Source organism: Mesorhizobium sp. WSM4887 (assembly GCF_029625865.1).
In the GTDB taxonomy this organism is placed as follows: domain Bacteria; phylum Pseudomonadota; class Alphaproteobacteria; order Rhizobiales; family Rhizobiaceae; genus Mesorhizobium.
The window spans coordinates 829,272-852,594 of sequence record NZ_JARTVP010000001.1 but is presented as its reverse complement, the minus strand read 5'-3'; the positions used below and the strand labels follow the sequence as shown (position 1 = coordinate 852,594).

The following is a 23,323-nucleotide window of genomic DNA, read 5'->3' as shown; positions in this document are numbered from 1 at the left end:
ATGTTCAAGTAGTGCTTGAACTTGCGTCGTCGGCGACGCCGTCAAGCGTTACCGCAAAGACTCAACAACACACTTTTCTCGCCCGTTTTCGCGGAAAGTGAATCTCTCGGAATCATAGGTACTTGCCAGGGAATCAACTCTCTGATTCTCTGCTCTAAAGCGTTTCCTGATTTGAGTCGTTTGACGCGTTACCCGCGTTTTCCGTCTGGGGGGGCAACCTGCCGGAAGACTCGGACTCAATGTGCGGAAATGTTGCGTGCGGAAATATTGGTTGCAGGCCCGGCGTGAAAGGGGAAGGCGGGATGAAGAAGAAGCATGTGGCTGTTCTCCTGGGGGGATTTTCCTCGGAGCGGCCCGTGTCTCTGTCGTCGGGGAAGGCATGTGCGGATGCGCTCGAGAATGAAGGCTATCAGGTCACCCGCGTCGATGTTTCGCGCGATGTCGGGTCTGTGCTTGCCGAGCTCAAGCCCGATGTCGCCTTCAACGCCCTGCATGGCCCGTTCGGCGAGGACGGCACCATCCAGGGAATTCTCGAATATCTCGGAATTCCCTACACCCATTCGGGTGTGCTCGCTTCGGCGCTGGCCATGAACAAGGAGCAGGCCAAGAAGGTCGCCAAGGCGTCGGGCATTCCCGTCGCGGAATCGAAGGTGGTCAACCGCTTCTCCGTCCAGAACAAGCATCCGATGAAGCCGCCTTACGTGGTGAAGCCGGTCAATGAAGGCTCGAGCTTCGGCGTCGTCATCGTGCATGAGGGGCAGTCGCATCCGCCGCAAGTCATCGGCTCGTCCGAATGGAAGTATGGCGAGATCGTCATGGTCGAGCGCTACATCCACGGGCGCGAGTTGACCTGCGCGGTGATGGGTGACGTGGCGCTTGGGGTCTGTGAAATCATCCCGACCGGTCATTCCTTCTACGACTACGATTCAAAGTACGTCCCGGGTGGATCAAAACACGAAACCCCTGCAAAAATTTCACCGAATATTTACCAAAAAATACAGACACTGGCCCTCAAGGCTCATCTTGCTATCGGTTGCCGGGGCGTTTCCCGGTCGGACTTCCGTTACGACGACCGTCACTCCGAAAACGGCGAGGTTGTCTGGCTCGAGATCAACACCCAGCCGGGCATGACGCCGACGTCTCTGGTGCCTGAAATCGCCGCGCAAGCGGGGCATTCGTTCGGCGAATTGTTGAGTTGGATGGTGGAGGACGCTTCGTGTCTGCGTTGAGGTGGGGCCAGGGCAAGGGCCGCGGGACTGGGCCCGCGCTGTTCGGCGTGCCGCTATCGTTCGACAATTTCGTGTTGCCGCGCCAGCTGCGGCGGCCGGTGCGTTTGCTTGCCCGTCTCTGCGATGGCGAGTACGAGGCGCCGCGCTTCTCGGCTGCGATCCTCTCGGCTGCCTTGTTGGCTTCCGCCGGAGCCTACGGGGCCTATCTCGGCGGCTACGCCGACAGCATCGTGCAGGGCGTGACGGCCCGAACCGGTTTTGCCGTCGACCAGATCAAGGTCGTCGGCAATCGCCAGACTTCCGAGATCGATATCCTGGACCGCCTCGGCCTCGATGGCTGGACGTCGCTGATCGGCTTTGATGCCGAGGCTGCGCGCGAGCGCATCGCGACGTTGCCCTGGGTCGAGGTTGCGGCGGTGCGCAAGATCTATCCTCATACGCTCGAGGTCCGTGTCGAGGAGCGTGAGCCCTTCGCGCTCTGGCAGCAGGGCAATTCGCTTTCGGTCATCGAGCGGTCGGGCGAGGTGATCGCGCCGTTCTCGGGCGGCAAGCAGGCTTTGCTGCCGCTGATCATCGGCACGGGCGCGCCGGCCAAGGCACCGGATTTCCTCGAGAGGATCAAGCGCTATCCCGAGCTGGCGGCGCGGGTCAAAGGCTATATCCGTGTCGGCGAGCGGCGCTGGGATCTCAAGCTGGAGAACGGCATCACCGTGAAGCTGCCGGAAGACGGCGAGGATCAGGCGATCGCCGAGCTCGTCAAGCTTGACCATGATAACGGACTGTTGACGCGCGACATCGCTGCCGTCGACATGCGGTTGTCCGATCGCCTGGTCGTCGAGCTCTCGCCGGAAGCGGCGACGCAGCGCGAAGCCGCGCTCAGCGACAAGCCGAAGACCCTGACGAAACGCAAGCCGGAGACGAAGATATGAGCTGGCTTGGCGGCGGCGGTGATGCCTCGCGCCGGTCGGGCACGCTGACTGTGCTCGATGTCGGCTCGAGCAAGGTCTGCTGCGTGGTGGCGAAGCTGAAGCCGCGCGAGGACGGCAAGCTGTTGCGCGGACGCTCGCATCGCATCCAGGTGATCGGCATCGGCCATCAGAAGTCGCAGGGAGTTAAGTCGGGCGTCGTGGTCGATCTCGACCGCGCCGAGCATGCCATCCGTCTCGCTGTCGACGCCGCCGAGCGCATGGCGGGGCTCACCGTCGATTCCCTTATCGTCAACATGACGGCCGGCCGGCTGAAGAGCGAGGCCTTTTCGGCAACCATCAATCTCGGCGGCCATCAGGTCGAGGAAGCCGACATCAAGCGCGTGCTCGCTGCCGGCGCCAAGCAGGCGCTGCGGGCCGAGCGAGAGGTGGTTCATTCGCTTCCCGTCGGCTTCTCGCTCGATGCCGAGCGCGGCGTGCGGGATCCCCGCGGTATGGTCGGGGAGACGCTGGGCGTCGATATGCATGTGCTGACCGGCGATGCTGCGCCGATGCGCAATCTCGAGCTTTGCATCAACCGCTCGCATCTGTCGGTCGAGCGCATGGTGGCGACGCCCTATGCCAGCGGTCTCGCGGCTTTGGTCGACGACGAGCTCGAAATGGGCGCGGCCTGCATCGATATGGGCGGCGGCACGACCACGATCTCGGTGTTCTCGGAAGGCAAGTTCGTGCATGGCGACGCCATCGCCATCGGCGGCAATCATGTGACGCTCGACATGGCCAAGGGGCTGTCGACTTCGCTCGACGCCGCCGAGCGGCTGAAGGTGATGCATGGCTCTGCGCTGCCGGGCAGTGCGGACGACCGCGACCTGGTTTCCATCCAGCCGATCGGCGAGGAGGGCGAGCTGCCGCTACAGATCCCGCGCTCGGTGATGACGCGGATCATCCGGGCGCGCATCGACGAGACGCTCGAGCTTTTGCGCGACCGGCTGAACAAATCGGGCTACGGCAACGCCGTCGGCAAACGGGTCGTCCTCACCGGCGGCGCCAGCCAACTGGCGGGCCTGCCGGAGGCGGCGCGCCGCATTCTTGGGCGCAACGTGCGCATCGGCCGGCCGCTCGGCGTGGCAGGCCTGCCGGAAGCGGCCAAGGGGCCGGCGTTTTCGACCCCGGTCGGGCTTCTGATCTATCCTCAAATGGCGAGCTTCGAGAGCCATTCGGCGAAAGGACTTTCCGGTTTCAGGATGACCGGAACGGGCGGAAAACTGCATCGCATGAGTCAGTGGTTGAGAGACAGTTTTTAATTTGACGGGGACAGCCCCAAAGGCGGCCGCAGCGGCGAGGCGGCGGGAAAGGCAAAGGACGGAGACTATGACCATCAATCTCAAGAAGCCGGACATCACCGAGCTTAAGCCACGCATCACCGTGTTCGGTGTCGGCGGCGGCGGCGGCAACGCGGTCAACAACATGATCACAGCCGGCTTGCGCGGCGTCGAGTTCGTGGTGGCCAACACCGACGCGCAGGCGCTGACGATGTCGAAGGCTGAGCGGCTGATTCAGCTCGGCGCGCATGTCACGGAAGGCCTCGGCGCCGGCTCGCAGCCGGAAGTCGGCCGCGCGGCGGCGGAAGAGTGCATCGACGAGATCATCGATCATCTGTCCAACACGCATATGTGCTTCGTCACCGCCGGCATGGGCGGCGGCACCGGCACGGGCGCTGCACCCGTCGTTGCCCGCGCGGCGCGCGAAAAGGGCATCCTCACCGTCGGCGTCGTCACCAAGCCGTTCCATTTCGAGGGCCAGCGCCGAATGAAGACGGCCGACATGGGCATCGAGGAACTGCAGAAATGCGTCGATACGCTCATCGTCATCCCCAACCAGAACCTGTTCCGGCTGGCCAACGACAAGACCACCTTCGCCGATGCCTTCGCCATGGCCGACCAGGTGCTCTACTCCGGCGTTGCCTGCATCACCGACCTGATGGTCAAGGAAGGCCTCATCAATCTCGACTTCGCCGACGTCCGCTCGGTGATGCGCGAGATGGGCAAGGCGATGATGGGCACCGGCGAGGCTTCGGGCGAGGGCCGCGCCATGGCCGCCGCCGAGGCGGCGATCGCCAACCCGCTGCTCGACGAGACCTCGATGAAGGGCGCCAAGGGCCTGCTGATCTCGATCACCGGCGGCCGCGACCTCACCCTGTTCGAGGTCGACGAAGCCGCGACCCGGATCCGCGAGGAGGTCGACCAGGACGCCAACATTATCCTCGGCGCCACCTTCGACGAGGAACTGGAAGGCGTGATCCGCGTCTCGGTGGTCGCTACCGGCATCGACAAGTCGGCGGCCGAAATTGCCGCGGCGCCAATCTCCATCCGCGCGCCGCAGAAGCCGGTCGCCCGTCCCGCGGCACCTGTTCAGGAAAGCCGTCCCGCACCGGTTCAGCAGCAGGCCTACGAGCCGCGCGCCGTCGATCCGGTTGCCGAGGCGATCCAGCTTGCAGAGGCGAACGCCGCCGCGATGGCACAGCCGCGCCCCGCGCCGGTCGACGACTTCCGCCCGCAGAGCAAGATCTTCCAGGCTCCGCCGGCCCAGCCTCAGCCGCAGCCGATCGCCCAGCAGCCGGTCATGCAGCCCGCGCCGCAGCGCGAGATGCCGCAGCCTGTGGCTGCAGCGCCGCAGCGCATGCCGCGCGTCGAGGACTTTCCACCGGTCGTGAGGGCCGAGGTGGAGGCCAAGAGCCGCCCTGCGGATCATGAGAACAGCGGACCGATGGGGCTGATCAAGCGGCTGACCAACGGCCTGACCCGCCGCGAGGAAGAGCCGGCCCGGCTGCAGCCGGCGCAGCCGCGCGAGCCGAAACTGCGCCAGGCGGCACCGGAAATGCGCCGCCTCGCCAGCCAGGACCCGCAGCTCTATGCGCCGCGCCGCGGCCAGCTCGACGACCAGGGGCGCCTCACGCCTCAAAGCCGCACGGTGCAGGAAGACGACCAGCTGGAGATCCCGGCGTTCCTGCGTCGCCAGGCGAACTAATCGTTAAAGCGCGCCGCCTATGCGGCGCGCTTTAAGCAATGTTTGATAATGTCGTTCTCCCAAAACCGCTGTGCACTTTCGGGCGGAACATACACTAACGATATATAACAGCTGTTAACAGGCGGGCGAGAGATCGTCTGTCTGTTGCCTTTAAAAGTTATAGAAAAACAACGCATTACGAGTGTTTTTTCGCTCAGGGCAGCGGTTACACGGGGTAAGAAACCGTGATTTGGAGTCTCCCAGAAGGGCCACTATCTTCGCGTCGGACTAAAGTCGGTTTGCCGGGATTCGGGGAGTTGGCCCTGCCTGCCGATACATCAGAGCCGCTGCCTTGCTCATTCGCCGCTTTTGCGCGCAGGCCAGATGATCCGTCGGGCCATAATGCCTAAGGCTGACAAGCGGACACAGGCGGTTTGGGCTTATGGGGTTTGTCTTGCACGACTATCAGACGACAGTTAAGGCGCGCGTGACGCTGACTGGCACCGGCGTCCACAGCGGCAAGCCCGTCACCGTTCATTTCCTGCCCGCCGACGCCGATACCGGCATCGTGTTCCACCTCGCGAATGGCGGCGAGTTCCGCGAGTTCCGCGCGCTGGTCTCCGAGGTCGGCGCCACCGACCTGTGCACCATGCTCGGCGATCCGGTCGGCCAGCATATCGGAACCGTCGAACATCTCATGGCGACGGTGTTCGGACTTGGCATCGACAATCTCATCATCGAGATCGACGGTCCGGAAGTTCCCATTCTCGACGGCAGCGCGGTGGCCTTTGTCGAAGCCTTCGACCAGGCGGGGATCGAGACGCTTTCGGTGAAGCGCCGCTATATCCGCGTGGTCAAGCCGATCCGCGTCGAAGCCGGTGCATCCTGGGCCGAGTTCCGCCCTTATGACGGCATGCGATTCGAGGTCGAGATCGACTTCGAGAGCCCGGCCATCGGCCGCCAGCTCTTCGCCTCCGACATCAACCCCGACATCTTCCGCCGCGACATCGCGCGGGCCCGCACCTTCGGCTTCATGAAGGATGTCGAGCGGCTGTGGGCCGCCGGCTACGCGCTCGGGTCGTCGCTGGAGAACTCGCTGGTCATCGGCGACGACAACCGCGTCATCAATGTCGGCGGACTGCGCTATCCGAACGAATTCGCCCGCCACAAGACGCTCGACGCCATGGGCGACCTGGCGCTTGCCGGCGCGCGCTTCATCGGCTGCTTCCGCTCCTATCGTGGCGGCCATCGGATGAACGCGGCGGCGCTGCGCCGCCTGCTTTCGGACCGTACGGCCTTCGAGATCGTCGAGACGCGGCGCCGCGAGCGCGGCCGGGTCGCCGAAATGATCGCCGTCAGCGGACCGGTCTACGCGCCCTGGGTCATCTGATTTTTAACGATTTTCTGGCTTTGTAGCGAAGCCGGTGTTGCGCAAATGCATCACAAACCCGTGAAATCGAGCGGCTTTGGGGACGGTCCCAAACCGCCACAAAAATGTGCGATTGGCCGGACATAGCGTTGCCGGGCAAGGGGATAATGGTTTATGGCTGCGGCCGGGACCGAAACGACGCCGAAAGGGCGGAATCCAAACATGTTTTTTTCGCGAGTTGGTCAATCGAAGGCGCCGTATCGGGCTGTTTTCCTGGCGTTTTCGTTGGTCGCCCCGTCGCTCATGCTGTCGGCCTGCATGTCCTCCGAAAAGGACGTCAATCTGGCGACCTATGTCGACCACACCGAACCCGCAGACGTTCTCTACAACCAGGGCCTCGCCAATCTGAATGCCGGCCGCCTCGATGAGGCGAGCAAGAAGTTCGACGCCGTCGACCGCCAGCATCCCTACTCGGAATTCGCCCGCAAATCGATGGTGATGGGCGCCTTCGCCGATTATCGCGCCGGCAACTATGACGAGGCGATCGGTTCCGCCAAACGTTACCTGACGCTCTATCCGTCAACCGACGATGCCGCCTATGCGCAGTACATCATCGGCTTGAGCTACTACCGGCAGATCAAGGACGTCACCCAGGACCAGAAGGAAGCGCGCCAGACGGTGCAGACCATGCAGGACCTGGTGACCCGCTGGCCGAATTCCGAGTATGTCGACGACGCCAAGGACAAGATCCGCTTTGCCACCGACCAGCTCGCCGGCAAAGAGATGCAGATCGGCCGCTACTATCTGGAACGCCGCGAATATATCGCCGCCGTCAAGCGCTTCCGCACCGTGGTCGAGAACTACTCCAACACGCGCCATGTCGAGGAGGCGCTCGCGCGACTGACCGAAGCCTACTACGCGATGGGCCTGACTTCGGAAGCGCAGACAGCCGCAGCGGTGCTCGGCCACAACTATCCGGACAGCCAGTGGTACAAGGATTCCTACAAGCTCCTGCAGAGCAACGGGCTTGAACCGCGCGAGAATGCCGGGTCGTGGATCTCCAAGGCCGGGAAGCTGATCACCGGCGCCTGACACTTCTGATGCTGTCCAGACTGTCGATCCGCGATATCGTCCTGATCGAGAAGCTGGACATCGACTTCTTGCCTGGGCTTTCGGTGCTGACCGGCGAGACCGGCGCCGGCAAATCCATCCTGCTCGATGCGCTGTCGCTGGCGCTTGGCGCGCGCGGCGACGCTTCGCTCGTCCGCCATGGCGCGGCGCAGGGCCAGGTCATCGCCGTGTTCGACGTGCCGCGCAACCACCCGGCGCGCGCGCTGCTTGCTGACAACGACATCGAGGATGATGGCGACATCATCCTGCGCCGCGTGCAGACCGCCGACGGCCGCACCCGCGTTTTCGTCAATGATCAGCCGTCCAGCGTGACCCTGATGCGCGACGTCGGCCGCGCGCTGGTCGAGATACACGGCCAGCATGACGAGCGGGCGCTCGTCGATCCCGGCGCCCACCGCGAATTGCTGGATAGTTTCGGCGGCCATCTCGGCGCCGTGCGCGGGACGGGCGAAGCCTGGCGCTATTGGCGGAACTGCGAACAGGAGCTTTCGCGGCACCGCGCCAAGGTCGAGGCGGCGGCGCGCGAGGCCGATTATCTCAGGGCCTCGGTCGCCGAGTTGGCGAAGCTCGATCCGCAGCCGGGCGAAGAGACCGAGCTTGCCGAATTACGCGCCCAGATGATGCGCGCCGAAAAGATCGCGTCCGAGATTCACGATGCGCAGGATGTGCTGTCGGGGCCGTCTTCGCCCCTGCCGCAGCTCGCCAGCCTGCTCAGGCGGCTGCAGCGCAAATCGGGTGAGGTGCCGGGCCTGCTCGACGATGTGGTCAAGTCGCTGGACGAGGCAATGATCTCGCTCGACGCGGCGCAGTCCGGCGTCCAGACAGCACTACGCGCCACCGAATACGATCCGCAGCGCCTGGAAAAGGCCGAAGAGCGGCTGTTCTCGCTGCGCGCGGCCTCACGCAAGCACAATGTCGCGGTCGACGATCTGGCGCAGCTGCGCGACACGATGGCGGCCGACCTTGCCGATCTCGATGCGGGCGAGGAACGCCTGCACGGGCTGCAGAAACAAGCAGCCGCCGCGCGCGAAGCTTACGACATAGCCGCGGCGCAGCTCTCTTCGCTGCGCCATGCGGCGGCGGCGGGCCTCACCAAGGCGGTGATGGCCGAACTGCCGGCCCTCAAGCTCGAGCGGGCGGAGTTCATCGTCGAGATGGTGAGCGATGCCGATGGCCGCATGGAAGAAGGCATCGACCAGGTCGAGTTCTGGGTGCGCACCAATCCGGGCACACGGCCCGGGCCGATGATGAAGGTTGCGTCCGGCGGCGAGCTGTCGCGCTTCCTTCTGGCCCTGAAGGTGGCGCTTGCCGACCGCGGCTCGGCGCCGACCCTAGTCTTCGACGAGATCGACACCGGCGTCGGCGGCGCCGTGGCCGACGCCATCGGTCAGCGGCTGGCGAGGCTGTCGAAGCGGGTGCAGGTGCTTTCGGTCACGCATGCGCCGCAAGTGGCGGCGCGCGCCGCGACGCATTTTCTAATCTCGAAGTCCGGCGGCAAGGACCGTGTCGCAACCGGCGTTGCCGAAATGGATCGCGCGGCGCGCCAGGAAGAGATCGCGCGCATGCTGGCCGGCGCCACCATCACCGATGAAGCGCGCGCCGCCGCTGAGCGGTTGCTGCGCGAGAACACGGCGGCAGCCTAGGCTTCTTGATCCCCGGCTGGAATGCCGAGTCAGCAGGTGGCTGCATCCTGCTGTTCGGCAATGATTTTTGCGCAAGCCGACTCCTCCATACCGAATCCTGATTTATAGTGGCCCGCCACAATTCGAGGACCGCGCTTCATGTCTGAAAAACCAGTCGATTCGCTGAGCGAAAGCGAGGCCGCGGAGGAGCTGAAGCGGCTGGCGGCGGAGATCGCCGAGCACGACCGGCGCTACCACACGGAGGATGCGCCGACGATTTCGGACGCCGAATACGACGCATTGGCGCGGCGCAACCTTGCCATCGAGGGGCGCTTTCCCGATCTCGTTCGCGAGGATTCGCCGTCGCGTCGGGTCGGCGCGCCGCCGGCGGAAGGCTTCACCAAGGTGCGGCATGCTGTGCCGATGCTGAGCCTCGCCAAGGCCTATACCGACCAGGACGTGGCCGATTTCATCGAGCGTGGCCGGCGCTTCTTCGACCGCGACAAGGACCTCGATATCGCCTTCACGGCGGAGCCGAAGATCGACGGGCTGTCGGCATCGCTGCGCTACGAAAACGGCATCTTCGTGCAAGGCGCGACACGCGGCGACGGCGCGGTCGGCGAGGACATCACCGCCAATCTCAAGACCATCGCCGACATCCCGAAGAAGTTGCAGGGCTTTGGCTGGCCGGAGGTCATCGAAATCCGCGGCGAGGTCTACATGACCTACGCGGAGTTCGAGGCGTTGAAGCAGCGCTCGGCAGCTATCGGCGGCCAGGACTATGTCAATCCGCGCAACACGGCGGCCGGGTCGCTGCGCCAGAAGGATCCAGCCGTCACCGCCAGCCGCAATCTGAAATTCTTCGCCTATGCCTGGGGCTACACGACGGCGGATCCCGCTCCGACCCAGTACGATTCCGTGCAGAAGTTCCAGGAATGGGGCTTCAAGATCAGTCCGCTGATGGTGCGGGCAAGGTCGATCGACGACCTCATCGGGCACTACCACCGGATCGAGGAACAGCGTTCTTCGCTGGGTTACGACATCGACGGCGTCGTCTACAAGGTCGACCAGCTCGAGCTACAGCGCCGCTGGGGTTTTGTGACCGGCGAGCCGCGCTGGGCAGTTGCCCACAAATTCCCGGCCGAACAGGCGATGACGACGGTCGAGAAGATCGACATCCAGGTGGGCCGCACCGGCACGTTGGCGCCGGTGGCGCGGCTGGCGCCGGTGACGGTCGGCGGCGTGGTGGTGGAAAACGTCACGCTGCACAATGAAGATTACATCAAGGGTTTTGACAGCAACGGGCAGCCGATCCGCGACGGCATTGACGTTCGCATCGGCGACACGGTGGTGATCCAGCGGGCAGGGGACGTCATCCCGCAGATCGTCAGGGTCCTCATCGACAAGCGGCTGGCCGATGCGGTGCCGTATGAGTTCCCGCACACCTGCCCGGTCTGCGGCTCGCCGGCGACGCGCGAGATCAACGAGAAGACCGGCAAGGAGGATTCGCGGCGCCGCTGCACCGGCGAGCTGATCTGCGCAGCGCAGGCCGTGGAGGGGCTGCGCCACTTCGTGTCGCGCGGCGCGCTCGATATCGAGGGCCTCGGCGCCGAGAACATCGACCTGTTCTTCAATGCCGGGTTGGTGAAGACCGCCGCCGACATCTTTACGCTGAAGGACCGCCGGCCGGCCGTCACCAAGGCGTTGGCGGAGCGGCGTGAGGAGCAGGCCAGACTGCGCGAGGCCGCATCGGGCAAGACGCGCAAGAATGTGCGCAGCATCGAAGATCGCAACTACGAAGGCCTCGACAAACTGTTCGCAGCCATCGACGCGCGCCGCGAGCCGGAGCTCGACCGCTTCATCTTCGCGCTCGGCATCCGCCATATCGGCGAGACGACGGCGGCGGTGCTTGCCCGCCAGTTCTCGACCATCGAGGAACTGATCCGCGTCGGCAAGGAGACGGCGAAGGCGGAGGATCCGCATGACGTGTTCCCGTCGATCAACGGCATCGGCGACACCGTCATCAACGCCTTGCGCGACTTCTTCGGCAATGAGCGCAATGACGACGTGCTCGATGCGCTGCTGGCGCAAGTCCATCCCAAGCCCTATGTGGTCGAGATCTCGGCCGGCAGCGAGGTATCCGGGAAGACGGTGGTGTTCACCGGCACGCTGGAAAAGATGACGCGCTCCGAGGCCAAGGCGATGGCGGAGCGCCTGGGGGCGAAGGTCGCCGGCTCGGTTTCGGCCAAGACCGATCTGGTGGTGGCGGGTCCGGGCGCCGGCTCCAAGCTCAAGGTTGCGAGCGATCTCGGCATCGAGGTGATCGACGAGGACACCTGGCTGCAGCGCATCGGCAGGGGCGGCTGATGGCCGGAGCGTTCAAGGGTTTTGGCGAGAAGGCCATTCCGTTCCTCAAGGCGCTCGACTTCCACCAGAGCCGCGAATGGTTTCAGGAAAACCGCGGTCTCTACGAGAGTGAGCTGCACGAGCCGTTCTGCGATCTCGTCGAAGCGCTCAGCGAGCGTTTCGCGGCGGCGGGACTTGGCCTGCGCGGCGACCGCAAGAAGTCGCTGTTCCGCATCAATCGCGACGTTCGCTTCTCCAAGGACAAGCGCCCCTATAATCGGCACCTGTCGGCAATCCTGTCGCCAGACGGCACCAAGATGGAGCAGGGCGTGTTCTATGTGCATATCGGCCTCGAGCGCTGCTTTGCCGGCGTCGCCTGGTGGCAGCCCGGACCGGAGTTGCTGCAGGCGATGCGCAAGGCGATCGTGACGAAGCCGGCCGCCTTCCGCGCCATGGTTTCAGCGCTGAAAAAGACTGGGCTGGAGCTGGATAGGGAAGATTGCCTGAAGCGCGCGCCGCGTGGTTTCGAGGACGTCAGCGAAGCCGATCTCGCGCAAGCAGTCCGCAACCGCCATTTCGTGGTGCGGCATAATATTGATCCCGAAACCATCTGCATGGCGGCGTTAGTTGACGATCTCGTCGGCTTCACCTTGCGCGCCAAGCCGCTGCTCGATTGGGGCAGGGCGATCCAGGGCAAGGCTGCCTGAGCCGCTCAAAGCCCGGCAATCAGTTCCGCTGATCGTCGGCTCAAGCGAATTGGTGTGACAAGCGGGGCGACGCTCCCTAAATCAAGCCGCTCAAGGGAGCAGTTGGATGACGGCGGAAGCAATCTCCGAAAGCCGTGCGAGGAGCGATTTCTGGGACGGCGTGCGGCTGTCGATGCCGGTCGTCGTCGCCTCCGCGCCGTTCGCGATCCTGTTCGGCGCGATTGCCGTGGACAACGGGTTTTCGGTCCTGGAAGCATTCCTCATGAGCGCGCTGATCTTCGGCGGCGCCAGCCAGATGGTCGGCATCGAATTGTTCGGCCAGCATGTCGCGCCCTGGCTGATCGTGCTCTCGATCTTCGCGGTGAATTTCCGTCACGTGCTCTATTCCGCCGGCATCGGCCGGCGCATGGCGCATTGGCCGCTGCTGCAGCAAGCGCTGGGCTATTTCATCCTGACCGATCCGCAATATGCCGTGGCCGAGGCGCGCGCGGCGTCCGGCCAATCGGTCGGGTTCGTCTGGTATCTCGGGCTCGGCCTGCCGGTCTATGTGTTCTGGGTGGCCGAAAGCGCGCTCGGCGCGGTCTTCGGCAAGATGATCCCGGATACCCATGCTCTGGGCATCGATTTCCTGCTGCCGATCTATTTCCTCGGCCTGGTTCTCGGCTTCCGCAAGCGGCCGCTGTGGCTGCCGGTGGTCGTCGCCAGCGCGGCCGCCTCGATCGTCGCCTACAAGACGGTCGGCTCGCCCTGGCATGTCTCGATCGGCGCCATTGCCGGCGTCCTTCTGGCGGTCATTCTGCCGCCGCATCATAGCGGCGTGGGGCAGCGCACATGAGCACGACCTTCTGGATCATCCTCGCCGGCGCCGTCGCCACCTATCTCACGCGCGTCGGCGGCCATCTCGTCATCTCGCGCTTCGAGACCGTCCACCCGCGTGTCGAGGCCGGCCTCAACGCCGTGCCGGCCGCTGTGCTGACGACACTTGTGGCACCTGCCGCGCTCGGCGCCGGACCGGCCGAATGGGCAGCGCTGATCGTCACCGCGCTGGTGTCGCTGCGCGGCGGCCTGATGGCGATGTTTTTGGCCGGTGCCGCGGTGCTGATTCTGGCCAGGCAGTTCGTCGGCTAGAAGTCAGATCTTGGCGTCGTGCGGCAGCGGCGCCGTGGCTTTCTCCAGCCAGGCCAGCGTCTCGCCGTCCACCATCGGACCGATCTCGGCCAGAACCCGCGCGTGATACTGGTCGAGCCAGTGCAGTTCGTCGCGGGTCAGCAGGTCACTGCGGATGAGGCGCTTGTCGATCGGCGCCAGCGTCAGCGTCTCGAAGCCGTGCATGGCGATGTCGCCGCCCTCGATCTGCTCGGCAGGCGTGACCAGGATCAGGTTCTCGATGCGAATGCCGTAGGAGCCTTCCTTGTAATAGCCCGGCTCATTGGACAGCATCATGCCGGCAAGCAGTTTTTCGGTGCCGGTGCGGGCGATGCGCTGCGGGCCCTCATGCACGGCGAGGTAAGAGCCGACGCCATGGCCGGTGCCGTGGGCGAAGTCGCAGCCATGCTTCCACAGGGCCACGCGGGCGACGGCATCGATTTCCGAACCGCGCGTGCCGGCCGGAAAGCGCAGCGTCGAGATGCCGATCATGCCCTTCAGCACCAGCGTGAAGCGCTCGCGCATCTCTTCGGTCGGCTGGCCGATCGGCACGGTGCGGGTGATGTCGGTGGTGCCGTCCTGGTATTGTCCGCCGGAATCGAGCAGGAACAGCTCGCCGCTTTGCAGCTTGCGGCTGGTGGCGCGGGAGACGCGGTAGTGCATGATGGCGCCGTTCGGGCCGGCGCCGGAAATCGTGTCGAAGGAGACGTCGCGCAGCGGCATCTGTGTTTCCTCGCCGGTCTGCCGCCGCACCTCCTCGAGTTTGGTCACGACGTCGATCTCGTCGAGCGTATCCGGTTGCTGCCGGTCGAGCCAGCAGAGCAGCTTGGCAATGGCGGCGCCGTCGCGACGATGCGCGGCGCGGCTGCCGGCGACCTCGGCGTGGTTCTTGGTGGCGCGCGGAATGCGAGCGGGGTCTGGCGCAGAGACAACGATGCCGCCATTGCCCTCGACCAGCATCTTGAGCTTTTCCGCCGCCAAAACGGGATCGAGCGCGATTTTTGCGCCGCCCTTGGCGAGGTTGGCGACCGCCGATTCGAATTCGCCTGGGTCGTGCGGATCGGCGAGCTGGGTGAGATAAGCCGCGACCTGGCGCGAAAATTTGCGCTGGTCCATAAAGAGTTGATGCTTGCCGTCGGCGGCAAGAATCGCGAAGCCGAGCGCCAGCGGCGTATGCGCCACGTCACCGCCGCGGATGTTGAAGGCCCAGGCGATGGAAGAAGGGTCGGTGAGCACGGCGTGCGTCGCGCCCTCCTTTTCGATCGCGCCCGCCAGCCGCGCCAGCTTGTCCTTGGCGAGCTCGCCGGCGAAGGCGATCGGATGGAGTTCCACGGGTGCGCGCGGCGGCTCGGGCTGATCTTCCCAGATGATATCGATCGGATTCTTCTCGAGCGGCACCAGTGTCGCGCCGGACTGCTCGGCCGAGGCTTTCAATGCCTTGATCTCGCCGATCGTGTGCAGCCACGGGTCGAAGCCGAGCCTGGCCCCTTTGCCGAGATTGTCCTTGATCCAGGAGGCCGGCGGATTGTCGACGAGGCTCTCGACGGTGAAGATCGAAAGATCGACCTCATTGCGCACCTGCAGCGTGTAGCGGCCGTCAACGAAGATGAAGGCGCGGTCGCGCAGGATGATGGCGACGCCGGCTGAGCCGGAAAAGCCGGTCAGCCATTTCAGCCGGGCCGACCGGTCGGCGACATATTCGCCCTGATGCTCGTCGGCGCGCGGCACCATGAAGCCGTCCAGCTTGTTCTCGGCCAGCCATTGGCGCAGCGTCGCCACGCGCGGCTTGCCGACAGCCGGATCGCCGGCGGAATCAAAGGTCTGGAACATTTTTCCGCATCTCCTCGAATGGCTCGCGCGACCGTAGCGCAAGGTCTTCGAAACCGGAATCGATTTCGACAGGGCCAGTCTTGAACGATCCGGTTTTCAGCGCTTGAGGTGGATGGTCACCCAGCCCTCGCGGTGCAAGGTGCGGACGTGGCGGAAGCTCTGGCCGACATAGGCCGAGATCACCGCATCGCGCTGACGGTCGAGAATGCCGGAGAGCACCAGCGAGCCGCCGAGCCTGATGTGCCTGGCCATCTCAGGCGCCAACCGCATCAGCGGGCGCGCCAGGATATTGGCGACGATGAGGTCGAAGGGCGCGCGACTAGAGAAGATCGGATGGTGGAAGCCGGGCGCCGTCACCGTCTCGACAAGCGCCTTCACTCGGTTCAGTCGCGCATTGGTCGCAGCGACGCGAACGGCGACCGGATCGATGTCGGTCGCCAGCACCGGGATGTGCGCGAGCTTGGCCAGCGCTATCGCCAGCACGGCACTGCCGGTGCCGAGGTCGAGCGCGTTGCCGGGGCGTTCGCGCAGCACCACCTGTTCCAGCAGTTCGAGGCAGCCGGCCGTGGTGCCGTGATGGCCGGTGCCGAAGGCAAGACCCGCCTCGATCTCAATGGCGAGGTCACCGCTGCGGCGCTTGTCGCGATCATGCGCGCCGTGGACAAAGAAACGCCCGGCGCGGACCGGCTTCAGTCCTTCGAGCGAGCGCGCAACCCAGTCGATGTCGGGGAGCGCTTCGCGCTCGACCTGCTTCGGCAGGGCCAGGTCCGCGAGTATGCCGTTGATCCGGACTGCGACGGCATCGACATCGCCATCGGCATAGAGCGACACTTCGTGGATGTCATTGGCCTCGTCGACCTCCAGCAGGGCAAGCGGCAGGCCTTCGTCCTCGAAAGCTGCATCAAGCGCCGCGAAGATGCGGTCAGCCTCGGCCTTGCCCGCGGTGAAATGGAACCTGGTCTGCCCCATCAGGGCGACTCATGTTTGAGCGTGATCATTTCCGAGAACCGGTTCCACTTGTTGCTACGCAAACCTTCGGTTCGGGATCACGCCTGGCCGCCTGCTGCGAGCCGCTTCAGCTTCGCAATAGCCGTGTCGGCGCTTTCGCCATAGGCGATGGTGCCGGCGAACTCGCCCTTGGCGTTGAGGAGCAGCACGGAGGCCGTGTGGTCCATCGTGTAATCGCCGTCGCCGGTGTCGACCTTCTTCCAGTAGATGCCGAAGGCCTTGGCCATTGCATGCACCTTGTCCGGGTCGCCGGTGATGCCGGTGATGCGGTCGGAGAAGTTGCCGACGTAGGAATTGACGATCTGCGGCGTGTCCCGCTCCGGGTCGACCGTGACGAAGTAGGCGTTGAGGTTCTTGCCGCTGTCGCCCATCGTCTTCAGCCAGCCGGCCATTTCGAACAGCGTTGTCGGGCAGACTTCCGGACAATGCGTGAAGCCGAAGAAGACCACGCTTGGGTGGCCCCGGAACGCGGCCTCGGTGATCGGCGCGTTCTTCTGGTCGATCAGTGTGAACGGTGCGCCGTAGGGCTGGCCGCCATAATGGCCGCGATACCAGTCGAAAGTGAGCCAGCCGATGCCCGCCGCCATCAGGACGAGGATGCCGACCAGAATTGAGCGCATCATCAGAAACTATCCGTCGCGATCGTCGCGGCCCGGCGGATCCGGCGCGAGCCTGTTCGGGGACAGTCTTAGCGGTTTGGCGGCGCGCGCGCAAAGAGGTCGCGTTGCCGCAACCACGAGACCTGCCGCCTCCGTCGCGACGATCATCGAATGGCTTGCAAATGCCATTGTCCTGTCCCACCTGACATCGGCTAAACGCAAAACCCGAGGAGGCTTCCTTGCGAAAACTGATCGGCTTGATTGCCGCCTGCGTTGCCCTCGGCGCCGGCGCAGCGATGGCGGACGAGGTCGGCAAGGTCGGCGTCGACTGGGTCGGCAACGACATCATGATCGATGCGATCAAGGATCCAAAGGTCGACGGCGTCACCTGCCACGTCGCCTATTTCGACCGCAGCATCATCGATCGGTTGCACAAGGGCAACTGGTTCGAAGATCCGTCGGACTCGTCGATCTCCTGCCGGCAGACCGGACCGATCACAATCGGCGACATCGACATGAGCGAGCGCGGCGAAGAGGTGTTCAAGCAGGGCCTCAGCCTGATCTGGAAGAAACAGGTGGTGAACCGCATCTACGACAAGAAGAACGAGACGCTGATCTATCTCTCGCATTCGCGCCAGGTCCAGAACGGCTCAGCGAAGATGTCGGTCACGACCGTGCCGCTCTATGGCCAGAACGTCGTGTGGGCCAAGGGCAAGCCGCAATGATGATTGGTGACGCTTGCCGGGGCAATCGCTCGGGCGTAAAGCCGCGCCATGGACCGTCCTGAACATCTCGTTGCGAAGGATCCCGAGCCGCGCATCCATCCGACCGCGGAGTTGAAGGGGTGCAAGCTTGGCCGCTATACATCGATCGGCGAGCGGGTGATCCTGCGCGACGTGACGGTCGGCGATTTTTCCTATTTCGAGCGTCATTCGGAAGCGATCTACACGATGATCGGCAAGTTCTGCTCCATTGCCGCCAACAGCCGCATCAACGCGCTCGAGCATCCGATCGAGCGGCTGACCCAGCACAAGGTGAGCTACCGGCCCAACGAATATTTCCGCTGGCTTGGCGTCGACGCGGCATTTCGAGAGCGGCGGCAGGCAAAGCCGGTCAGCATCGGGCACGATGTCTGGATCGGCCATGGCGCCGTCATCATGCCAGGCATCACGATCGGCAATGGCGCCGTCATCGGTGCCAACGCAGTGGTGACGCATGACGTGCCGCCTTACGCTGTCGTCGCCGGCGTTCCGGCCAAACCCTTGCGCCAGCGCTTTAGCGCCGACGTGGCGGCGCGCATTGAAGACGTCGCGTGGTGGGACTGGACGCCGGAAAAACTCGCCAGGGCGATCCCGGACATGCAGTCGTTGCCGATCGAGGCCTTCCTCGATCGTTGGGAAAACGCCGCGACCTGAACCCGCGCAGCGCGCCCCTTCCGCCATGCGGGGGTGGCGCGGCGGAAGGGGCCGGAGGTAAGCCGCCGTGAAGCGGAACGAGCAGGCTTTTCGACCTGCACCGGCACCATGGCAACAACGCATAAGGTGTTTTTTCGTCGGCATGCGCCTCTGGCGTGTATGCGATTGCAGGCGGAAAATCGGGCCGGCGGGAACCGGAGAGGCCGGCCCTTGTTTCTCTCGAAGTGCCGCGCTCTTGCGTTTTGTGAGGACTGGATGATCGAAAAGCTTTTCACCAAGGTTGCCAATTGGGTGGCTCACCTGGCCGGTATGCCTTTGACTTTTGCCGTCTGCGTTCTGATCGTAGTGATCTGGGCCGCGACTGGCCCGGTCTTCGGCTTCTCGGATACCTGGCAACTGGTGATCAACACCGGGACAACCATCATCACCTTCCTGATGGTGTTCCTGATCCAGAACACGCAGAACCGCGATGGCGCCGCAATCCAGACCAAGCTCGACGAGTTGATTCGCGTCAGCGAGGCCCACAACCATTTCATCGGCATCGAGCACCTGACGGAATCGGAGGTCGAGGAGATCCGCGCCAAATGCGAAGCGGCGGCAAAACGGCACGACCGCAAAATCGCCGAAACAGCGGCCAAGCAGGCTATGACGATAAAAAACGGTTCCGGGCGCGACCGCAAGATCGCTGAGGCGGCCGCCAACAAGACCGTGCCACGGAAGGCAAGCTCTAAGAGGAAGGCGCCGCCTGAACGGCCCGTCAGCGGTTCATAAAGGCGGCGAAAGCGTCCTTGTGATCCGGATGCCAGCGCGACAAAGCGGGGCGGTTTTCGATGATGTCGCCGATCGCCCAGGCCATGCGCTTTTCATCCATGGGCCGAGCGACCTCGTTATCCGGGCAAAGGATGTAGAAGTAGTCCTGCTTGAGCGATGCCAGCATGAAATCGATCACCTGCTCGCCCGTCCAGGCGCCGGCCGGCTTTTCCGTCGCGCCCTCGGTCAGGCCGGTATAGGTGAAGCCGGGGATGAGCAAATGCGCGGAAAGCTTGGCCCCAGGCTCGTTGCGCAGCGTGTGGGCCAGGCCCTCGGTGAAGGTCTTCACGCCCGCCTTGGAGACGTTGTAGGCGAGATTGCCGGGCGGCGTGGTGATGCCTTGCTTGGATCCGGTGTTGATGATCAGGCCGGGCTCGCCCGCAGCCAGCATGCGCGGCGCAAAGGCCTCGACACCATGCACGACGCCCCAGAAATTGATGTCCAGCAGCCGTTTCCAGGCTTCACGGTTTTCCCACGGCTTGCCGGGATTGTTGCCGACGCCGGCATTGTTCATCAGCACCGAAACCGCACCGAATGCACCGTAGGTGAGTTCCGCGAGCCGGTCGACTTCGTCGGCCTTGGAGACATCGGTGGGGATAGGGAGAACGGCATCGTCCCCGGCAATGACGGCGACCGCCTGCCGGGCCTGGTCGAGGCGCACGCCGCCTATGTCGGCAAGCACGGTCTTCATGCCCATGGCCGCGAAGCGCTTCGCGGCGGCCAGGCCTATGCCGCTGGCGCCGCCGGTGATGACGGCGACATTGCCGGAGGCGAAAGCGGGCAGGGCGGTCTGGATTTCGGCGTCGCTGGTCATGGTTGATGTCCTTATTCCGGGTCGAGCCGAACTTAACGCCGGTCAGGGGCGAGGCAAGCCTTGATCGCTGCAATGATCGACGGCGGTACCGCCAATGGGTTGACCGCAGCAGCTTGCCCCGCGCATGCTGCCGGAAAAGGAGTTCGGCATTGACCGATTGGATCGGAATCCTGAAGGAGCAGACCGCCACCGGCGAACAGATGGGCCGGGATGTGCCGAAGATGCTCGCCAACCCCGATATCAGCGAGGCGCAGGTCAAGACCCTGTTTTCGGCACTGGAGCAACAGGCGGACTTCGCGGAAAAGCTGCGCCTGGCGCTGGAGAAGTTCGGCCATGACTTTCCCGTCATCAAGGCCGCAGAGCGGCTGGAAGAGCGCTATGCCGACCTTGCCGCCTCGGCGGCAGAAAAACTGAAAGTGATGCGGCAGTAAGAACCCGCTATCTTTCCACGAGACGCTCGAACCGCCTGTCCGGCGTAAACCAGGTAATCGCAACTAGTTTGCGGCGAGACTGTTCCCCGACAGGCCGGGCAGGGTAACCTGATAGACCAGGAAGGTGGTGTCGACATCGGCGCCATCCTCGGCCTTGTACGGGGCACCAACCTGGAAGCCGTCCTGGGTGAGAAAGTCGTTGTCGTTGGCGACGAACAGGAAATAGTCGTCAGGCAGCTTCGGGTCCAGCACGCTCACCAGCGACATCGCCTCCCACTTCTCCGAGAGGTTGTTCCTGTCGTTCGGCGCGCCGTTGTGCAGGCCGAAACGGCCGAGTTCGCCCTTGTCGTTGATGTCGATGAACGAGGTGAGCTTGGCCGGCGTCACCGACGGATCGAGCACGCCTTTCGGCGCAACCGGCTTGTCGGCGGCGTCGAATGGGCCGTTGGCGATATCGGTGGCCGCGGACAGGTCGACGATCTCGATCTTGCGGTAGACCGACTCGGCGTCCGTTGCCGCTGTCGCGTGCCAGCATCAAAAAGCTCTTGTCGGACAGCGCCACGATCTCGCTCTGCGCGGCCACTTTGATCTTGCCCTTGGCGTCCTTGAACACCGGCAGCGGTACGACATATTCGTGCGCCAGCTTGAGGTGGGCGAGGTCGGAGCCGTCATAGACCAGCGCGCGGGTGTTCCGGCGGGTCGAGCCGGAATCGCCGCCATCCTGGCGCGGCGCCGACTGCAGCACGGCGATCAGGAACTTGCCGTCCGGCGTCATCGACATGCCTTCGAGGCCTTGATTGTTCTGGCGGCCGGTCTCGGGATCCTTGGGATCCGGCTCGGCGGCACCCGGGCCAGGATTGTCGGAAGCGAAGTTCGGCTTGCCATGGCGCATCGGCACCAGGGCCGCCGGCGGCTGCGTCGCCGACATCAGGCTGCCGTCGGCCGAAAAGCGATAGATGTTGGGGCCATATTCGTCGGAAATGAACATGGTGCCGTCGGGCAGGCGCACGACCGCCTCGTCGTCGAGCGAAAGCTTGCCGTTGTCGGCCTGCGGCAGGATCGGCATGTCGCCGGCAGCGGGGCGCACGCCGTTGAGCGGATCGAGGCCGGTGGCGTCGGCGCCGTTGTCGTCGGTCAGGAGCATCGTGTCGACGAGCGTTGCCTTGACGCCCGACTGTTCCTGGCCGGCGGCGGGCGCAGCACCCGGAGCGGTCGGGGTCAGCTCGATTGCAATGGTGTTCAAGCGGGGCCGGTAGTCGGTGGTGCCGGCGACGTTGTAGCCGCGGTCCGGCAGCAGCCAGAGCGAGCCTTTGTAGCCGGCGCCGTCACGCGCCCAGCTCTTGGCGTCGATCGCCATGCCGGAGCCCGAACCAAAGGTCTCGCCGAACTTGTCCTTCTGGCTGGCGGGGATGCGGCCAACGCCGACCAGCCCCTTGTTGACATAGCCAACACCCTCGGCGAGCGCAGGGCTCAGCACGGTGAACAGGGCGATTGCCGCGCCAAGCGCGACGGTTCGGTTGAGGTGCTTCATGATGTCCCCATGTGACGAGCGGAGCCGGAATGGCGTCACATCGGGTCTAGGACGCGAACATGATACTTGCGTGACAGGAGTGGGGGTACTTGCCTTCTCCCCATGTGGGAGAAGGTGGATCGGCGCGCAGCGCCGAGACGGATGAGGGGTGTTCCAGCGGAGCGAGACGTTGGTTTTCCCTGGAGCACCCTCATCCGTCGCCTTCGGCGTCTCCTTCTCCCGCAAGGGGAGAAGGAGAGGGTGCTCAATCGCTCTCGCGCGCGACGAGCTCCAGCGGCCAGACTTCGCGGATCGTGCGTGGCCCCTCCGGACCGGCATGGGCCGGGAGTGACGCCAGCAGCATCTCGGCCAGCCGCCGGCCCATCGGCTCCAGCGCCGGACGGAAGGCGGTCAGCGTCGGCGAGAAGTAGCGGCAGAGCGGCGTGTCGACGATGACGATCACCGCGATGTCGTGGCCGGGCCTGATGCCCATCTCGGCCAGTGCCTTGCAGCCGCCGAGCGCCATCGCGTCATTGTTGAAGATGATGGCTGTCGGCCGGTTCTTGGAGAGCATGACACGCGGCGTCACCTGGTAGCCGCCGGTCTCGTTGATGAAGCCGTCGGCGATCAGGCCGGGGTCGACTTCGATGCCGTGCCGCTTCAGAGCCTTGCGGTAGCCGTCGAGGAACAGGTAGCCGAAGTTGAGATCAAGCGAAGGGCGGATGGCAGCTATGCGGCGGTGGCCGCGCGCAACCAGCCGGTCGACGGCTTCATCACCCGCCCTCTCGAAATCGATATCGAGCGAAGGATAGGTGTCGCCGCCGGATTGACTTCGGCCAAGCGTGGCGAAGGGAAAGCCGGCCTTGCTCAGATAGTCGATCCGATCGTCTTCCCGCCGTGTATTGGCCAACACGACCGCGTCGGCCCGGCGCGTCTCAACCACGCGGCGCAGCCTCTCCTGCTGATATTGGCCGGGCTCGCCCATGACGACCATCAGATCCAGCTCATGCTCGGCGAGCCGCGCCTGCAGGCCGGTCAGGAACGGAATGAAGAACGGCTCGCCATATTGCTGGTCGCCGGGATGCGGTTGCAGCATGAAGGCGATCGAGCGGGTGGCGCCCTGGCGCAGGCTGCGGCCCGACTGGTTGGGCGAATAGTTCAGCTTCCTGGCCGCCTCGAGCACACGCTGGCGCGTCTCCGCATTGACGTCGGCGCGGCCGTTCAGCGCGCGCGACACGGTGCCGATCGAAATGTTCAGGTGACGCGCGAGATCGTGGATGCTGGACGCCAAGGTAGGTTCTCCCCCTGACCTCGCTAGCACCGGCCGTCCTTCAGGCCAAGCAGTGCATGTCGATTTTCGCGAGCAGGTGATTGACATTCTACGCCATCGGGTGTGTTCTCGTAAACGTTTACGGAAAAACGTT

General features: G+C 64.4%; 20 protein-coding genes and 1 pseudogene. 15 read left to right on the top strand and 6 right to left on the bottom strand.

Features of this window, described 5'->3' with window-relative positions; translation table 11 throughout:
• The first annotated feature begins 302 nt into the window (after positions 1-302).
• The 11 genes from P9230_RS04120 (at position 303) to P9230_RS04070 (ending at position 13,464) form a co-directional block, all read left to right on the top strand.
• Entirely contained in the window at positions 303-1,229 is a 927-nt protein-coding gene (locus P9230_RS04120) for a D-alanine--D-alanine ligase (RefSeq protein ID WP_066990754.1), read from the top strand.
• Positions 1,217-2,158 (top strand): cell division protein FtsQ/DivIB, encoded by a 942-nt coding sequence (locus P9230_RS04115; protein ID WP_095828963.1) that lies wholly within the window; start codon positions 1,217-1,219, stop codon positions 2,156-2,158. The genes P9230_RS04120 and P9230_RS04115 overlap by 13 nt, the downstream gene beginning before the upstream one ends.
• Positions 2,155-3,459 (top strand): cell division protein FtsA, encoded by a 1,305-nt coding sequence (ftsA, locus tag P9230_RS04110; protein WP_278117537.1) that lies wholly within the window; start codon positions 2,155-2,157, stop codon positions 3,457-3,459. Before P9230_RS04115 ends, ftsA begins: the two co-directional genes overlap by 4 nt.
• Before the next feature lie 67 nt (positions 3,460-3,526).
• Entirely contained in the window at positions 3,527-5,182 is a 1,656-nt protein-coding gene (ftsZ, locus tag P9230_RS04105; protein ID WP_067329056.1) for a cell division protein FtsZ, read from the top strand.
• 421 nt (positions 5,183-5,603) lie between these two features.
• Positions 5,604-6,551 carry a UDP-3-O-acyl-N-acetylglucosamine deacetylase gene (gene lpxC / locus P9230_RS04100; RefSeq protein WP_278117535.1) on the top strand — a complete coding sequence of 316 codons (948 nt, stop codon included), beginning with the start codon at positions 5,604-5,606 and terminating at the stop codon, positions 6,549-6,551.
• A gap of 201 nt (positions 6,552-6,752) precedes the next feature.
• The gene (locus tag P9230_RS04095; protein ID WP_066990991.1) at positions 6,753-7,622 is read left to right on the top strand and encodes an outer membrane protein assembly factor BamD; all 870 of its coding nucleotides are present in this window, start codon (positions 6,753-6,755) and stop codon (positions 7,620-7,622) included.
• An 8-nt stretch (positions 7,623-7,630) separates the two neighbouring features.
• Complete coding sequence (gene recN, locus P9230_RS04090; protein ID WP_095802423.1) at positions 7,631-9,304, top strand: DNA repair protein RecN; 1,674 nt, start codon at positions 7,631-7,633, stop codon at positions 9,302-9,304.
• A gap of 138 nt (positions 9,305-9,442) precedes the next feature.
• Positions 9,443-11,650, top strand: a complete 2,208-nt coding sequence (gene ligA, locus P9230_RS04085; protein ID WP_278117533.1) for an NAD-dependent DNA ligase LigA — start codon at positions 9,443-9,445, stop codon at positions 11,648-11,650.
• Positions 11,650-12,336, top strand: coding sequence for a TIGR02453 family protein (locus P9230_RS04080; protein ID WP_067329064.1), 687 nt, complete (start codon positions 11,650-11,652; stop codon positions 12,334-12,336). Before ligA ends, P9230_RS04080 begins: the two co-directional genes overlap by 1 nt.
• 106 nt (positions 12,337-12,442) lie before the next feature.
• Positions 12,443-13,171, top strand: coding sequence for an AzlC family ABC transporter permease (locus P9230_RS04075; RefSeq protein ID WP_095802426.1), 729 nt, complete (start codon positions 12,443-12,445; stop codon positions 13,169-13,171).
• The gene (locus tag P9230_RS04070) at positions 13,168-13,464 is read left to right on the top strand and encodes an AzlD family protein (protein ID WP_067329066.1); all 297 of its coding nucleotides are present in this window, start codon (positions 13,168-13,170) and stop codon (positions 13,462-13,464) included. Before P9230_RS04075 ends, P9230_RS04070 begins: the two co-directional genes overlap by 4 nt.
• A gap of 3 nt (positions 13,465-13,467) precedes the next feature.
• Here P9230_RS04070 and P9230_RS04065 read toward each other — a convergent pair whose 3' ends face one another.
• The 3 genes from P9230_RS04065 to P9230_RS04055 form a co-directional block, all read right to left on the bottom strand.
• Positions 13,468-15,312, bottom strand: a complete 1,845-nt coding sequence (locus P9230_RS04065; RefSeq protein ID WP_095824914.1) for an aminopeptidase P family protein — start codon at positions 15,310-15,312, stop codon at positions 13,468-13,470.
• A 96-nt stretch (positions 15,313-15,408) separates the two neighbouring features.
• Positions 15,409-16,281 (bottom strand): 50S ribosomal protein L11 methyltransferase, encoded by an 873-nt coding sequence (locus P9230_RS04060; RefSeq protein WP_278117529.1) that lies wholly within the window; start codon positions 16,279-16,281, stop codon positions 15,409-15,411.
• 77 nt (positions 16,282-16,358) lie between these two features.
• Positions 16,359-16,943: an SCO family protein gene (locus P9230_RS04055; RefSeq protein ID WP_278087846.1), complete on the bottom strand. Its 585-nt coding sequence runs from the start codon at positions 16,941-16,943 to the stop codon at positions 16,359-16,361.
• A 272-nt stretch (positions 16,944-17,215) separates the two neighbouring features.
• Between P9230_RS04055 and P9230_RS04050 the strand changes: the two genes are divergently transcribed.
• The 3 genes from P9230_RS04050 to P9230_RS04040 all read left to right on the top strand — a co-directional run bounded on the left by P9230_RS04050 (position 17,216) and on the right by P9230_RS04040 (position 19,105).
• Entirely contained in the window at positions 17,216-17,644 is a 429-nt protein-coding gene (locus P9230_RS04050) for a CreA family protein (protein WP_095802437.1), read from the top strand.
• 48 nt (positions 17,645-17,692) lie between these two features.
• Positions 17,693-18,334, top strand: coding sequence for a DapH/DapD/GlmU-related protein (locus P9230_RS04045; protein ID WP_278117526.1), 642 nt, complete (start codon positions 17,693-17,695; stop codon positions 18,332-18,334).
• Positions 18,335-18,589: 255 nt separating this feature from the next.
• Positions 18,590-19,105, top strand: coding sequence for a low affinity iron permease family protein (locus P9230_RS04040; RefSeq protein ID WP_066990799.1), 516 nt, complete (start codon positions 18,590-18,592; stop codon positions 19,103-19,105).
• Here the strand turns inward: P9230_RS04040 and P9230_RS04035 are convergent.
• Positions 19,092-19,958: an SDR family NAD(P)-dependent oxidoreductase gene (locus P9230_RS04035; RefSeq protein ID WP_127245794.1), complete on the bottom strand. Its 867-nt coding sequence runs from the start codon at positions 19,956-19,958 to the stop codon at positions 19,092-19,094. The two genes, P9230_RS04040 and P9230_RS04035, sit on opposite strands and share 14 nt — an antisense overlap.
• Positions 19,959-20,107: 149 nt before the next feature.
• Between P9230_RS04035 and P9230_RS04030 the strand changes: the two genes are divergently transcribed.
• Positions 20,108-20,389, top strand: coding sequence for a hypothetical protein (locus tag P9230_RS04030; RefSeq protein ID WP_095824909.1), 282 nt, complete (start codon positions 20,108-20,110; stop codon positions 20,387-20,389).
• Between the two features lie 63 nt (positions 20,390-20,452).
• On the opposite strand, the pseudogene P9230_RS04025 reads toward P9230_RS04030, so the two are convergent.
• Positions 20,453-21,920: pseudogene (locus tag P9230_RS04025) on the bottom strand (esterase-like activity of phytase family protein).
• Between the two features lie 244 nt (positions 21,921-22,164).
• Positions 22,165-23,190 (bottom strand): LacI family DNA-binding transcriptional regulator, encoded by a 1,026-nt coding sequence (locus P9230_RS04020; protein WP_278117524.1) that lies wholly within the window; start codon positions 23,188-23,190, stop codon positions 22,165-22,167.
• Positions 23,191-23,323: the final 133 nt, after the last annotated feature.